This is a genomic window from Sphingomonas folli (assembly GCF_019429525.1).
GTDB classification, from domain to species: Bacteria; Pseudomonadota; Alphaproteobacteria; order Sphingomonadales; family Sphingomonadaceae; genus Sphingomonas; species Sphingomonas folii.
Genome location: NZ_JAHXZL010000003.1, coordinates 327,814 through 342,099 on the forward strand (window position 1 = coordinate 327,814; position 14,286 = coordinate 342,099).

Sequence of the window (14,286 nt, forward strand, 5' to 3'; positions counted from 1 at the left end):
GCGGCTTCTCCCACGCATGGCGATGATAGCAAAACGCTTTAGAGACAAGCTTCGGCCAACATGGATAATGCACAACGACCCGGCTAATGCACCAAGTCGGCCTTCGGTTTTATTTAAGAACCTAGGAATTGAGAGCCTAGTACGATTCCGAGGCCGCCGAAGAATGCTATGCCCCATCCACCGTCTAGCCGGCTCGTGGTGACGCATTTACCCGGAGACGGTGAGGGAACACGCGCGCGACCGATCAGGCGGGAGAGCGCGCGCGGCGATGAAGGTAGTTCTCATCGAAGCCCGCGACCGAGGCGAGAGCCGATGGATTGATAACGGAGATCGACCCGCGGCGGAGGCTGATGATGTCGCGCGTTCGCAGCTCACGCAGCATGCGGTTTATATGAACGGGTGTCATGCCAAGCGCGTCGGCGAGGATGATCTGGGAGAAAGGCACCTCGAACTCCGTCGAGGCAAGGTCTTCGCCGCGCGCGCGCACGAACAGCTCGCAGATCAGATGCGCCACACGCTCGATGCTCGAGCGCCGTCCCATGCTGACGATCCAGGCTCGCAGGGTTCCCTCGTCAGCTAGCTGGGCGATGTACATCGCCCTGGCGATGCCGCGGTGCTTGTCGAGCAGGTCATCCATGTGCGTGCGCGATATGGCCGCGACGCGCGCGGGCGTGATCGTCTGGATGCTGTGATCCATCTGCGCGAGCAGGCCGATGTGCAGGTCGCAGGCGTCGCCCGGCATGAGGAACGCCGTGATCTGACGCGAGCCGTTCGGCAGCACCTTGTACCGCATCGCCCAGCCTTCGAGCATCACGAAGACCGGTCCGGGCCGGTCCCCCTCACGGATCAGGTCTGTCTTCGCGGCGATCTTCCGGCTCGCGGACGTCGCGCGCGCCAGCGCATCGACTTCCGCTTCGCTCAGCGCGACATATCGGCCAAGCTTGTCGATGAACCGGTTCTGCATCGAAAAAAGCCTACTGGCATCATCAGCTGATAGATATTGCTGGTTTTTATTAAAGAATATCAACAAAAGGATGGGCAAATAGGTCCATTCCTGTCATTCTTGTTCCATCGTCGACACGTGCATGGGCGCCGGCGGCTGGGAGCACCTTACTCTCGCCTGCTTGTGGAGCGCGATGAAAGTCATGGAAGAGGCCATGTCGACCACCGGTCGCCTGAACCCCGGTTTGAGCGAACAAGGCGCCGGTGAGGCCGCACTGCTGCTGATCGAGAGCCTCCTACACGGGCTCATCGCGCGCGCCGTGCTCTCGACGGAGGAGGCGATCAAGATCGTTGAGATCGCGGCTGACGCCAGGCGCGAATTGGCCGACGACCGCATCGACGACCTCAGCCTGAGCGAACGATCGATCGGTGCGTTGATGGCGATCGCCAGCAGCCTCCGCACTGACATGCCGGATTGAGGCAGGTCAGCCGTTGACTAGCTCGTCATCGGAGCTACCGCGATTTCTCAGTGCAGCCCCAACGACTGCAGTCGTTGCTCGAGGATGTCAGCACGCTCGCTCATCTCACGATCCATGATCAGCAGCGCCATCTGCGCTGAGCCATCGTCGATCGCACGTGCGATATCTCGGCACCGCAGCGCCATGCGGCGCAGTAGCGCAACATCGCTCTCGTCGCCGCGCTCAGGCACGTCGTAGGTGACCGGACTGGCATTCCCGCGACGTGACTGAGGCAACGTCCGCCAGCGACGCGCGCATGCACCATGCTTTCATCTGAGGAACTTCGCAAATCCGATGAAATATGCTCTGCTCTTGATGTCTGTCAGGTTCGCGACCGATGATTTTACTGAATCGAGGACGTTGGCGACACCCGCGTGATCTTGGAACAAGAGGCAGCTCATCGGTGATCGGTCAAACTCTCGATGCCGCACGTCTCTTCGACTCAGTATGTCGACGCCGAAGTGTCGGCCATCGGACATGATCCGCGCGAAGGTATTCTCAACCACTTTCCGCTCACCCTCGAGAGCGCATAGAAACCTAGCTCCGTCGCACAGGAACAACCCGGTGACCTGCTCGGCTGCATTCCGCTGCCACGATCGGTCACATAGGAGCCAGATGTCGTCGCTCGAGAGGCACCTGGCAGCCCTGCTAGAGAAGATGATCTGGTGCAACGTGCCTCGTCCTGCCCCGATCAACGGGTAGATCGCGCATTGCTCTCCTCGTTATAGACCGGAGTCTATATACTTGATCAGTAATGTAAAATTTGTCGGCGGGGCAGTGACGATCTCGATCGGGCGTTCGCGCTGCCGCTAGGCACGCTTTAACCCACGGACCCACGTGCCTGGAGCGCCGCACATCACACCGACGATCAAATCCCCTACGCTGGGTGTGGCGATTGCCGAAGCCGCGAGATCGCCGAAGGCCCAGGCGGTGTTGTCAAAGCAACTGCACATGGCGCGAGATAGCCGAATGTCCGGCCCGTTCACCTGCTCGATGGCGAGGAAACGACGGCGATCTCGAAAGCGGCGCGACGAGTTCACCGCGCTGACAGCTCCACGAAAGTAGCTGAGCGATCGCGTGATGCGCTAGCAAGCCAAGTCACAAAATCTCGGTCCTATTCGATCCATGCGTCTTAATTGGTTATGTCAGCTTTGCCGATCCGTCACCGAACGGGCTTACAGCTTTGACAGACGCGACGTTGCGGTGCTCATCCAGGCGCAGGCACAGGTCGGCGCGGGTCGGCATCTCAGACCAGATGTGCCGCGTGAGCCGTTCGTAGTGAGCGACAAATCTCTCGACCTGAGCGTCGTCCATCACACCCGCGCCCCCGCCGCGCGCGCGGCGTAGCCCCTCCTCCTGCTCGATGCGCCAGCGCAGGACGGTCGACCAGTCCGGCGGGATCGTCAGCGCGAGAAGGTCGACGTGCTCGAACAGCTGTGCATAGTCGGTCGCCAGCGCGGCGTTCGCGTAACGCCGCCACCGTCCCTCGGCATCCTCCTCCGCCTCCAGCCCGTTCAGCGGCGCCGCCAGGCTCGCCTCCGCCTGCGGGCGCGCGCCGACGCACCATCCCTCGAAGACGACCAACTCCGTCCGCTCGGGCGCGCTCGGCCAACGGCCGCGCGGCAGGCGATCGTCGGTCGCTTTGTCGAAGCGCGGTAGCGGCGCCGGCTCCCCGCGCGCGATCGCGGCGAGCGTCGCCGCACCGAGCGCCACGTCATGCGTGCCCGGGACGCCTCGGGTGGCGAGCAGCGGATGGACCTCGTACGCCAGCCGCTCCCGCTCGGCGCGGGTGAGATAGAGATCGTCGAGCGACAGGATCGCGCTCCGCTCGAACCGCTGCGCCAGCCGCGCGGCGACGGTCGACTTCCCACTGCCCTGCGCGCCGCACAGCCCGAGGACGAGAGGCGGATCGCCGGACGCGCGCTCGGCCAGCCGACCCGCGACCAGGTCGGCGATCGCCGCCTCAGGCGACACGATCGCCGGGCTCCTCGCCGCGCCGATGCGCCGCCAGATTGTCGGCGACACGCAGGCCCATCGCGGTCCGCGCCTCGATGGTCGCGCTTCCCAGGTGCGGCAACAGCACCGCGCGGGGATGCGCGAGCAGCTCGGGGTGGACGATCGGTTCGCGCTCATAGACGTCGAGCCCGACGCCGCCGATCCGGCGCTGGCGTAGCGCCTCCGCGAGCGCGGCCTCGTCGATCACCGACCCGCGGGCGGTGTTCACGACGATGGCGTGCGGTCGCATCCGTGCGAGTAGCGCGGTGTCCACCAGATGGCGGGTCGCCGCGCCGCCCGGCACGTGCAGCGACAGCACGTCGCACTCGGCGGCCAATGCCGCGGGCGACTCGGCCCGGGTGGCCTCGAGCGCGCGTTCCACCTCGGGCGCCGCGGCCGAGCGGCTGGCATAGCGGATACGCATGCCCAGACCTCTCGCCTTGACCGCGGTCGCCTGCGCGATCCGGCCGAAGCCGATCAGCCCGAGGGTCTTGCCGCAGAGCCCCTGTCCGATGAGATGCGAGGGCCGCCAGCCGGTCCACTCCCCCGCACGCACCTCGCGCTCGCCCTCGCCGGCACGTCGCGCCGCCATCAGCATCAGCAGGATCGCGATCTCCGCGGTCGCCTCGGTCAGCACGTCGGGCGTGTTGGTCACCACCACCCCCGCGGCACGCGCCGCCGCCAGATCGATGTGGTCGACGCCCGCGCCGTAATTGGCGAGGATGCGCACGCGGCGACCCGGCGTCGCCAGCAGGTCGGCGTCGATCCGGTCGGTGATCGTCGGGACCAGGGCATCGTAGCCGGTCATCGCCGCGGCGAGCGCGGCGCGATCGAGCGGTCGGTCGTCGGCGCTGAGCGTGGTCTCCCACGACCCCGCGAGGTGGCGCTCCACCGCCTCGGGCAGGCGGCGGGTGACGAGAAGCTTGGGCCGGTCGGTCATGGTCAGCGATGTTCCAGTGGCAGTGAGGATACCGACGTGTAGCAGGCTCGGCCGGTATCTAGACCGTGATCGCTTGTTCCCACCGGCACATGTTGTACAACATCATCTGATATTTCAGTTAGACCCCTCGCACGACACCAGCCCTCCTGTCGAGTGCCTGCCGCCATGACCATCATCTCGTCGCCGATGGATTTCCGACGTGCGGCACAGGCCCGTCTGCCACGCTTCCTGTTCGACTATGCCGACGGCGGCGCGGGCACGGAATCGACGCTACGCGCCAACGTAGAGGATCTCGCCCGACTGCGCGTGCGTCAACGCGTGCTGCGCGACGTCGCCGACATCGACCTGTCGACCGATCTACTGGGTGACCGCAGGCCGCTTCCGGTGGCGCTCGGGCCGATCGGGATCGGCGGCATGTTCCGCCGTCGCGGCGAGGTGCAGGCGGCCCGCGCGGCCACGCGGGTGGGCATCCCCTTCACGCTGTCGACGGTCAGCCTCTGCTCGCTGCCGGAGGTGCGCGCGGCGACCGACGGCCCCTTGTGGTTCCAGCTCTACGTCATCCGCGACCGCGCCTTCATGCGCGACCTGATCGCGACGGCGAAGGTCGCCGGCGCCGAAGCGCTGGTCTTCACCGTCGACATGCCCGTGCCGGGCACGCGCTACCGCGACGCCCACTCCGGCATGGCGGGGCCGCACGCGGCGCTGCGACGCGTCTGGCAGGCGATGGGCCGGCCGGGCTGGGCCTGGGACGTCGGCGTGCGCGGGCGCCCGCACGCGCTCGGCAACCTCGCGCCGGTGCTGGGCGCGGCGTCGGGCATGGATGATTATATGGGCTGGCTGAGCGACAATTTCGATCCGTCGGTCGCCTGGAAGGACATCGCCTGGATCCGCGACGCCTGGGACGGTCCGCTCCTCATCAAGGGCATATTGGACCCCGACGACGCGCGCGCCGCGGTCGACGCCGGGGCGGATGGGATCGTCGTCTCCAATCACGGCGGACGGCAACTCGACGGCGCGTCGTCGAGCGCGCAGGCGCTGCCGGCGATCGCCGCAGCGGTCGCGGGGCGACTGACCGTCCTGGCGGACTCGGGCATACGCTGCGGGCTCGACGTCGTCCGTATGCTGGCGCTGGGCGCCGACGGGGTGCTGCTCGGCCGCGCCTGGCTCTACGCGCTGGCGGCCCGGGGGGAGGAGGGCGTCGTGACGCTGTTGCGCCTGATCGAGCAGGAGATGCGAGTCGCGATGGCGCTGTCCGGCGTCCGCAGCGTCGCGGAGATCGACCCCGCCATCCTCGAGCGGGCGCGCGACCCCGACATGTCCCCGCCCCGCGGATGAGTACCTCCGCCGCGCGGCACTCCTGCCGCCGCTCGCCCGGCTCCTCGATGCCGAGTCGGATGACATCCCCCCGGCGTCAGATACCGGGGCGAGGGTTTCCGCCCCGGCCCGACTCCCGGCGGGGTGCCGGATGCTCGCTCTGCCGGAACACGCGGCGCGCCTCCGGCCAGTCCCCGGCCGCGCCCGCCGGCCGACGCTGCAGCGCCCCCATGCGGCGGTGCCAGTCGATCAGCGCGGGCAGAGTGGCGCTCGCGCGGTCGAGCCCGTCCGGGTCGTAGTCGGCGGTGACGGTCATGATCATCACCAGCCGGTCCGCGACGCGATAGATCTCCAGCTCGGCGATGCCGTGGCGACGCTGCACCTCGAGCACCGCCGCGGGCGTGTGACCGGGCGCATGTGCCTTGTCATAGGCGGCATAGACCGCGTCGTCCGCGACGAGGTCCTGCACGCGGACGATCCGCCGTGGCGCCGGCGACGCCTCGCTCACTTGGCCTCCGCTTCCGGCCCGGACCGGGCGATCACGTCGCGCGCGCCCGCGGGCCAGGTACCCTTGCGTACCAGCGTGTTGCCGGTCTCGCTGTTGTGCAGATAGTCGGTCCAGGCGCCGCTGCGCCGGCCCGAGTCATACCAGTTGCCGAACACATTGTTGTCGAGCGCGGTGCGGCGCGGGGCGATGTCGTTCTGCGAGTTGAGGTTGAGCCACACGCCGACGTCGCTGATCACGTCGTCACGCATCGTCACGTAGCGCGAGCCCTCGTCGAGGTAGAGCGCGATCCCGTCCTTGACGTCGTAGACGTAATTCTCCGCGATCAGCGCGCCCGGATCGGCGGAGAGGTGGTAGATCGCGCCGCCGTCGGGGAACCACTGCTTCACGTCGTGCACGCGATTGCCCACCACCACCGTGTCGTGGAGGATCGTCGGCGTGTTGTAGATCAGATTACCCGGCTGGTCGTAATAGCCGCGGTTGGCGGTCATATAGGCCGAGGAACCGCCGGGGTCGTTGGTGCCCCAGCCCCAGCCCACGTCGATGCCGTCATAGGGCGTGCCCGACACGTCGTTGTGCCAGATCGTCGCCGCGCTGGCGTAGGTGACGAGGATCGCCGCCTGCTCCCGGTAATGCTGCGACACCGTCTTCACGATGTTGTTGCTGATGAGGATGTCGCGCACCGTCATCGCCGGGTCGGACGGATGATGCGCGTCGGCGCGGACGCCGCCCACCATGATCGCGCCGCCCGCGAGATCGGTGAAGCGCGAGCGTCGTACCTCGATCGCGCTGGCACCCAGCCCGATGCCGCTCTCGTTCGCGTCCGGATTGTTGCCGATGCCGAGGCCGATCTGCCCGAGCTGGGTGAACTCGTCGTGATCGAAGATGACGCGCGTCGCGGCCGCCACCTGGACCGCGGCGGGCTGCTGGTTCCAGCGATTGCGCATCGCCTCGAACGGCCAGCACCCCCAGGAACAGTCGCGGATCGGGTCCTTGGGATAGCCGGCCCAGTCACCGACCAGATAGGAGCCGCTCTGCTGGCTGGCATAGCCCTCCGGCCCGTTCGGGAACAGCCAACTGGTGTGCCGGAAACTCAGGCCGATGAAATGAAGATCCCTGATCGGATCGGCATAGCTGCCGGCGATCGACATCAGCGATTCCAGCCGGGGCAGAACGACCTCCAGCCGCGCGACATCCTCCCCCGCCCTGGGCTTGTAGTAGATCTTGCCGGCGCCGGGATCGGCGAAATACTGCCCCGGCTCGCGCAGGAAGGCGAGCGAGTTGACGAAGAAGAGGCCGGCATTGTCGCCCCACACCGATCGCGCGAAAGTGTCATAGCCGACGATGTTGTTGCGCCAGCCGGGCTGCTGCATGACGATCCGGTCGCCCTCGACGCGCTCGACCATCGCGTGGCGGTCGGTGAACCAGCCGGTGCTCTCCGCCTCGATCCGGCGCTGGTCGGGCAGGTCGGCGAGGAAGCGCCAGGCGGGGTCCTTGATCTCCATGCCCCAGTCGTGGAACGCGAAGGCGGTGCGGGGCGCGCGCACCGCGGCGCGCGACGCCATATGGCCGTCGACCCACAATTGCCGCGGATCGAAGCCCTGCGGGACCGCCGCGCTCCAGATGCCGCGCGCGGCGTCGGCGAGCGTCCAGCCGGTCACCCGCGTCCCACCCGAGAGCACCGGATGCGCGCCGGACGCCGCCTGCCAGCGCACGACATAGCCGTTCTGGCCGCCGTCCGGCGCGCCGAACCGCAGCGGCGCGCGCAGCGGATAGAGCCCGTCGCCGAGCTCCACCGTCACGTCGTGATCGCCGTTGAGCCGCCGCACCGCGGCCTGCGCGCGCGTGAGCGAGCCATAGGGCCGTGCCACCGAGCCGTCGCCGTCGTCGGACCCGTGCGGCGACACATGGATCACCACCGGCACCGGGGTAGGCCGGCGGCTGATGTGGATCACGCCGGGCGAGTGCGCCCGATCGGCGGCGGACGGCACGAACGTCGGGATGACGGGGGCCGGTGTCTGCTGCGCGAGCGCCGGCGCGGTCGCCGCGGCCGCGAGGAGGACGGGCACCGCTCGATCAATCAGCATCGTCAGTCTCCAGACCGTAGAAGCGGCGGGCCGCGCCCGCGAAGAGGATCGCCGAAGCGGCACCGGCCGCGCGCGCGGGGCGCCCCGCGGTCGCCCGCCACGTCGCCCCGTCGTCGCCGCTGAGCAGCAGCCCCGCCGGTCGCTGCCCCACATCAGCCGATCGCCGAGACAGGCGACGAGATGGTCGACATAGGGCGCCAGCCGATCGGCCGGCTGGCCCGGCGCCTGCTCGGTGCGCAGCCCCGATCATTTGCAACAGGCGCCGCGATCGGCGGGCGCCGCGATCTCGCGAGCGCGAGCAGCCACTCGGTGTCCGCGTCGGTCGGCTGGGATTGGACCAGCACGGTCCCGCGCAGCCCGCTGCCCGTCGCGGCGCGGCGCAGGCCGTCCATGCCGACGTCGCGGTGGATCGGCGCCTCCACCGCGGTCGGCCACTCGTGCCCGGGCGTGCGCAGCGACCAGAGATGCTGGCGCGTGTCGGTGACGGGATCGCTCATCTCGGGTCAGCGCACCGATCGAATCGGGAGGACGAAGAGCGAGCCCGCGACCACGAACCCCGCCGCGGCGACGAACAGCAGGGGGTAGTTATTGTGCGTGGCGCCCAGCAGCGCCGCCGCCATCACCGGGCTGATGATCTGCGGCACGTTCACCGCGGTGGTGAGGATGCCGAGATCGCGCCCGGTCGTGTCCTCGCCGACGCCGCGCTTCGGCAGGACATGGGTCATCAGTGCGAGATCGATCGACATGAAAGCGCCGTAACCGAGCCCGATCAGCACGGCATAGCCGAACATGCCGGGCAGGTCCGGGCTGATCAGCGGCGCCATCACCGCCGCCGCCATCAGCAGCCCGGCGACGAACACGAGCGGCTTCAGCCGCCCGATCCGGTCCGACAGCCAGCCCGACAGCAGCCCGGAGATCACCAGCATGACCAGCGTCACCGATGACATGCGCGCGATCGTGGCGTTGGCCTGCGCCTGGCTGAGCCCGATATGATCCTGCAGGATGTACAGGAGATAGGTCAGGATCGCCTGATAGCCCATGTAGATGGCGAAGCGCCCCAGGAACGCCCAGGCGAAGTCGGGGTGCTCGCGCGGGCTGATCCAGAAGCCGCGCAGGAACGCCGCCGGCGTGAGCCGCGGCGCGGCGGGCACCTCGCGCGCGATCGGCGGCTCCGGGTTGATCAGCGTGAAGGCCACGCAGACGAGCAGGATCGCGGCGCCGATGATGCCATAAGCCAGCGACAGTCGTGCCGCCATCAGCCCGCCGAAGATCGTGCCGGCGGAGATGCCCGCGGTCATGCACGCGCCGACCACGCCCGACACCATGCCGCGCTCGCTCGCGCGGAAGCGGTCCGCGACCACGGTGGTGATCGCGGGCTGCATCGAGTTGAGGCAGATCGTCGCGATCACCCAGAGGATGGTGACGCCGACGATATCGCCGCCGTGCGGGATGAGGATGGTGGTAACGCCGCCGACCACGCCGCCCGTCAGGATCCACGGCGTCCGCCGCAGCCCGCCGCGCGTGCGCGTCCGGTCGGAGAGCGAGCCGGAGAGCGGCGTGACGGTCGTGCTGAAGATCGAGGTGACGGCGAACACCATGCCGAGCATGCTCGCCTTGCGAGACGGGTCGATGTCCTGGATCTGGTTGGGCAGCAGCACGCCGAGCACCGCCGCGTACAGCGTGTACAGGACGAAGAACACGGCGCCCAGGCTGACCACCAGGACCCATTTGCCGCGGCCGTGCACCGCCGCACCGGCGACGGCCTCGGCACTGCCGTCCTCGGCGAGGCTGGCGCTCATGCCGCCGCGGCATCGCGGGTGGCGGCAGGCAACGCACCGCCGTTCGCCCGCGCTTCCTCGCGCAGCACCAGCCCGTGCCCGGGCGCGTCGCTGCCGTGGATCTGGCCGTCCTCCATGCGGAAGGTCCGCTCGACGAGGTGGTCGAAGTTCTGGAAGCTATATTCCAGCCAGCGCACGCCGGGGATCGCCAGCGCCATGTTGACGCCGACCTCAAGGAAGGTGTTGCCGAACGTCACCTCGACGTTCGCCTCATTGGCCAGCCACGCCGCACGCATCACGTCGGACACCTGCCCGTGCACGTTGAGCATGTCGCACGCGCGCGCCTCGAGCAGCCGCCGCTTGCCGGTGAGATCGAGATACTCGCCCGCGTTGACGCGGGTAAGCCCGAGCGCGCGCAGCATCCGCAGACCGTCGAAATCCTCGCGCGGGATGGGGTCTTCCATCCAGTAGATGTCGTGACCGGCGCGTTGGAACAGCTGGAGCGCCTGGATCGTCTCCTGCGCGGTCCACGCCTCGTTGGCGTCGATCATCACGGGTCGGTCGCCGCCGGTGACGTCGCGCAGCAGATCGAGCCGGTGCAGGTCGCGCGCGACATCGGGGTGGCCGACCTTGATCTTGTACCCCGCGAAGCCGCGCTCACGGGCCGTGCCGAACAACTCGCCGAAATCATGGTCGGACAGATGATAGTCGAGCCCGCTGGCGTAGACGGGGAGCGACCGCCGCTCGCCGCCGAGCAGGCGCCACAGCGGCAGGTCCGCCTGCTTGGCCATCAGGTCCCACAGCGCGTGCTGCAGCGACTCCTCGAACGGCAGCGCCATCTTGCGCACGTTGCCGCCGCGGGCGCGGCGCACGCCCAGCGCCAGCGCGGCGGGGAACTGACCCTCCAGTCCCGGCCAGGCTTCCGCGCGGAATATGCGGTCGATCTCCGCCGCCCCGGGCAGGGGCACGAACAACGACTGCGCGAAGCCGAGGCCGACCCGGCCGTCGCGGTCGATCAGCTCGACCGCGACGAGCTGCGCCTCCTCGGCGCGGACCTGTGAGTCGCCGATCACGCGGTCGCGGTCGAATTGGAGGCGGGTCAGCCGGTATTCGGTGATCGGGGCGGACAGGGACATCGTCGGGCGACCTTTCATCACATTCATCGAGCAGCGAGTGATGCGTCTAGAATCGCACGCGGATGCCACCGGTGTAGCGCCGGCCGACCATGCGATACTGCTGTGTGTTGAGGGGGACGTTCGCGTAGGTGAACTCCTTGGAGTCGGTCAGGTTGATGCCGTTCGCGGTGAGGATCAGGTTGTCGGTGAGCGAGATCTGGAGGCCGGCGTCGAGCTGGCCGTAATTGCCGGAGAACTCCGGCACGCCGGTCTGGGTCTGCGGCGCCACCAGATAGCTGTCGCGCCAGGTATAAGACAGTCGTGCCTGGATCGGCCCGCGCTCGTAGAAGCCGACCGCGGTGTACGAGTTCTTGGAGAGACCCTGGAGCGAGTAGCTGGCCGAGGCACGCGCGGGGTTGGTATATTCGGCGTTGCTGCTGGTGTAGGTATAGCTCAGCTGCGTGCCGAGCCCGTCGAGCAGGCCGGGCAGGAACTTGAACGCCGTGCGATAGCTGAGCTCGATGCCTTTGACTTCCGCACCCTTGCCGTTGACCGGCTGGTCGATGATGAACGACACTTGATCGACCTGCTGGGTAGATACGCCGCGGGTGATGAACGAGTCGATCGACTTGTAGAAGAACGTCGCCGAGAGCAGCGAGTCGGGGTCGTAATACCATTCCAGTCCGGCCTCGGCCTGCGAGGCGCGGAACGGCAGCAGGTTCGGATTGCCGCGGGTGATGCGCTCGTTGCCGGGATTGCTCGTGATGCTCTGCGCGGACGAGAGGTCGGTCAGCGTCGGCCGCGAGATCACGCGCGACGCGGCCGCGCGGAACACCAGCGCGTCGGTCAGGTTGAGGCGCGCGTTGAGCGAGGGCAGGATATCGGTGTAATGCCCCTTCGTCTGCAGCGGGGTCAGCCCCGAGAGGACGATGATGTTCTGACCCGTGCCGTTGGGCTGCGCGCTGACCACGGTCTGTCCCGCCCCGGTCGACGTGAACCGCGTGTCCTCGACGCGGACGCCGGCGTTGACCGCCAGCGGCAGCGCGCCGAGATCGCCCTTGAACTCGAGCATGACATAGCCGAACGCGACCTTCTCGCGCACCTCCGAGCTTCCCGCCGGATCGACCCGGATCGGGCCGAGGCTGCCGTTGTGCAGCGCCGGGTCGGCCGTGCTGTTGAGGTCGAACATGGTCTGGTACAACTGGCCGGTGTCATACTTCACCCAGTCGGACGTGTTGCCCCCCGCCCGGCCGCCGAACCAATTGTAGTCGGTCGGGGTGAACAGGCTCGACGGCAGCACGACGTCACTGCCGCAATAGGCGCACTGATTGTCCTCGGTGTAGCCGGTGGTCGCCTTGGTGCGCTGCGAGTAGCCGCCACCGCCGTAGGCGGTCACCGCGTCGCCGCGATATTGCGCGTCGAGCCGGCCCTCGTAGATCGTGTCGGTATAGTCCTGGCCCTCGGGACCGACATAATGCGCGAGCCGATTGGTGGTGTTGGTCGCGGCGTCCGGGTAGTTCGGATTGAACACGTCGAAGCGGGGGAGCGGCGAGCCCGTCTGCCGATCGTAAGTATAATCCATCTGCTTCAGCCGCACGGTGGTGAACAGCGCGTCGGCGTTGCGGAAGCGCGCCTGGCTACGATCGACGTCGAGCGCGACGGTGAGCGGGCCATTGTCCCACTTGCCGTTGAAGCCGAACTGCGTCGTGGTCGAGAGCCCGGGGCGGCTCTCGATGATCTCGTCGACCGTGCCGTTGGTGAAGCTCTCCGCGAGCGCCGTGCCGCCGACATGCACGGTGCGCGGCTGGCCACCGACGATCTCGGTCGTGTCGGCGCCGCCGACGACGGTCTGGTTGACCAGCGTGCCGCCGCTGAAGTCGGGGACGATGCCGGATCCGTAATATTCGGCCTTGTTGCGCGAGTAGAGCGCGTCAAGTGTCAGGACGAGGTGCTCGGTCGGGACGTATTGCACCGTTCCTGCGCCGCCGATGCGGCGGCGGTGAAGGAATTCCACCTGCTGCGCGAAATTGTGGTACATGTCGACGTTGCGGAACAAGGTGACCTTGCTGAGGTCGATACGCGGCTGACACACTCCGTTCGCGACGGTTCCGACGCAGAGAGCGCCGTTGTTGTTCGTCACGCTGCCATAATAGCCGTCGTCGAAGCTGCGCGGGCTGGAACTCGCGCCCACCGCGAAATTGTCGGTGCGCTCGTTGCGGTCATCGTAGGCGACGACCAGCGACGCGCCGAGGGTTCCGGCCTCGTTGCGCCACGTGCCGTAAAGCGCGGCCGACGGTGTCGCCTTGTCGCTGAGCTCGGCATAGTTCAGCCGCGCCGAACCGCCCCCGCGCAGGCCGGCCTGCTGCTCGAGCGGCCGCAGCGTCTTGATGTCGACGGTCGCGCCGATGCTGCTGCCGTTGATGTTGGCCTGCGGGCTCTTGTACACGCTCGCGCCGGCGATCAGCTCGGCCGGCAGGAGGTCGAAGTTGAACTCGCGGCCGGCGCTGTCGGTGGCGATGACGCGGCCGTTCACCGTCACCGTGTTGAACTGCGGGCCGAGCCCGCGGATCGTCACGCCGTTGCCGACACCGCGGTTGCGGTCGATCGTGACACCGGGAAGGCGCTGGAGCGACTCGGCGACGTTCTGGTCCGGCAGTTTGCCGAGATCCTCGGTGGCGATCGCGTCGACCGAGTTGATCGCCGCGCGCTTGATGTCGATGGCCTGCCGCTGACTGGCGCGGATGCCGGTGACGATGATCTCCTCGGCGGCGGTGTCGCCGGGCGAGCTCGCCGGGCCATCGAGCCCGCCCGGCGTCGCGTCGGGCGCGCCCTGCGTCGCACCCGGCCGGTCGGGGCTTGTACCGTTGACCGCTGTCTGGGCGCGCGCGGCCCCGGCCGACACGATGGCCGCCATGGCGGTGCACGTCACGAGCGCGAGCTTACCCCTCATGATGATCCTCTCTCACTTTTATCTTGTGAGATATCAGTTGCACAGGAATACACGATCATCAAGTGATTCTGTTGCACGCTGGATCGATCGCGCGGTACGGGCGCGCTCGCTACAGCCACGCTTCAAACTTTCGATCGATGCG

14 protein-coding genes are annotated in these 14,286 nt (G+C 67.9%); 2 read left to right on the top strand and 12 right to left on the bottom strand.

What is annotated here, in order from left to right; genetic code table 11:
• Window positions 1-244: 244 nt before the first annotated feature.
• Window positions 245-964, bottom strand: a complete 720-nt coding sequence (locus KZ813_RS06450) for a Crp/Fnr family transcriptional regulator (protein WP_219754140.1) — start codon at window positions 962-964, stop codon at window positions 245-247.
• A gap of 172 nt (window positions 965-1,136) precedes the next feature.
• On the opposite strand from KZ813_RS06450, the gene KZ813_RS06455 reads away from it, so the two are divergent.
• Complete coding sequence (locus tag KZ813_RS06455; protein WP_219754141.1) at window positions 1,137-1,421, top strand: hypothetical protein; 285 nt, start codon at window positions 1,137-1,139, stop codon at window positions 1,419-1,421.
• Window positions 1,422-1,468: 47 nt separating this feature from the next.
• Here the strand turns inward: KZ813_RS06455 and KZ813_RS06460 are convergent, their stop codons facing one another.
• The 4 genes from KZ813_RS06460 to KZ813_RS06475 form a co-directional block, all read right to left on the bottom strand.
• Entirely contained in the window at window positions 1,469-1,651 is a 183-nt protein-coding gene (locus KZ813_RS06460; RefSeq protein WP_219754142.1) for a hypothetical protein, read from the bottom strand.
• A 78-nt stretch (window positions 1,652-1,729) separates the two neighbouring features.
• Window positions 1,730-2,155, bottom strand: coding sequence for a BLUF domain-containing protein (locus KZ813_RS20465; RefSeq protein WP_373369260.1), 426 nt, complete (start codon window positions 2,153-2,155; stop codon window positions 1,730-1,732).
• Between the two features lie 445 nt (window positions 2,156-2,600).
• Window positions 2,601-3,434 (bottom strand): kinase, encoded by an 834-nt coding sequence (locus KZ813_RS06470; protein WP_308461801.1) that lies wholly within the window; start codon window positions 3,432-3,434, stop codon window positions 2,601-2,603.
• Complete coding sequence (locus KZ813_RS06475) at window positions 3,424-4,395, bottom strand: 2-hydroxyacid dehydrogenase (protein ID WP_219754144.1); 972 nt, start codon at window positions 4,393-4,395, stop codon at window positions 3,424-3,426. The genes KZ813_RS06470 and KZ813_RS06475 overlap by 11 nt, the downstream gene beginning before the upstream one ends.
• 165 nt (window positions 4,396-4,560) lie before the next feature.
• On the opposite strand from KZ813_RS06475, the gene lldD reads away from it, so the two are divergent.
• Window positions 4,561-5,730 carry an FMN-dependent L-lactate dehydrogenase LldD gene (lldD, locus tag KZ813_RS06480; protein WP_219754145.1) on the top strand — a complete coding sequence of 390 codons (1,170 nt, stop codon included), beginning with the start codon at window positions 4,561-4,563 and terminating at the stop codon, window positions 5,728-5,730.
• A gap of 76 nt (window positions 5,731-5,806) precedes the next feature.
• Here lldD and KZ813_RS06485 read toward each other — a convergent pair whose 3' ends face one another.
• From KZ813_RS06485 to KZ813_RS06510, 7 genes are read right to left on the bottom strand one after another with little or no spacing between them, the layout of a single operon-like run.
• Window positions 5,807-6,217: an L-rhamnose mutarotase gene (locus KZ813_RS06485; RefSeq protein WP_219754146.1), complete on the bottom strand. Its 411-nt coding sequence runs from the start codon at window positions 6,215-6,217 to the stop codon at window positions 5,807-5,809.
• A complete protein-coding gene (locus KZ813_RS06490; protein ID WP_219754147.1) occupies window positions 6,214-8,301 on the bottom strand; it encodes a right-handed parallel beta-helix repeat-containing protein in 2,088 nt (695 codons plus the stop codon). Before KZ813_RS06490 ends, KZ813_RS06485 begins: the two co-directional genes overlap by 4 nt.
• Window positions 8,291-8,452 (bottom strand): hypothetical protein, encoded by a 162-nt coding sequence (locus KZ813_RS20060; protein WP_258046460.1) that lies wholly within the window; start codon window positions 8,450-8,452, stop codon window positions 8,291-8,293. Before KZ813_RS20060 ends, KZ813_RS06490 begins: the two co-directional genes overlap by 11 nt.
• A gap of 1 nt (window position 8,453) precedes the next feature.
• Window positions 8,454-8,798, bottom strand: a complete 345-nt coding sequence (locus KZ813_RS06495; protein WP_258046461.1) for a hypothetical protein — start codon at window positions 8,796-8,798, stop codon at window positions 8,454-8,456.
• A gap of 6 nt (window positions 8,799-8,804) precedes the next feature.
• Window positions 8,805-10,100 carry an MFS transporter gene (locus KZ813_RS06500; protein WP_219754148.1) on the bottom strand — a complete coding sequence of 432 codons (1,296 nt, stop codon included), beginning with the start codon at window positions 10,098-10,100 and terminating at the stop codon, window positions 8,805-8,807.
• Complete coding sequence (locus KZ813_RS06505) at window positions 10,097-11,215, bottom strand: mandelate racemase/muconate lactonizing enzyme family protein (protein WP_219754149.1); 1,119 nt, start codon at window positions 11,213-11,215, stop codon at window positions 10,097-10,099. The genes KZ813_RS06500 and KZ813_RS06505 overlap by 4 nt, the downstream gene beginning before the upstream one ends.
• Before the next feature lie 46 nt (window positions 11,216-11,261).
• Window positions 11,262-14,144, bottom strand: a complete 2,883-nt coding sequence (locus KZ813_RS06510; protein ID WP_219754150.1) for a TonB-dependent receptor — start codon at window positions 14,142-14,144, stop codon at window positions 11,262-11,264.
• Between the last annotated feature and the right edge of the window lie 142 nt (window positions 14,145-14,286).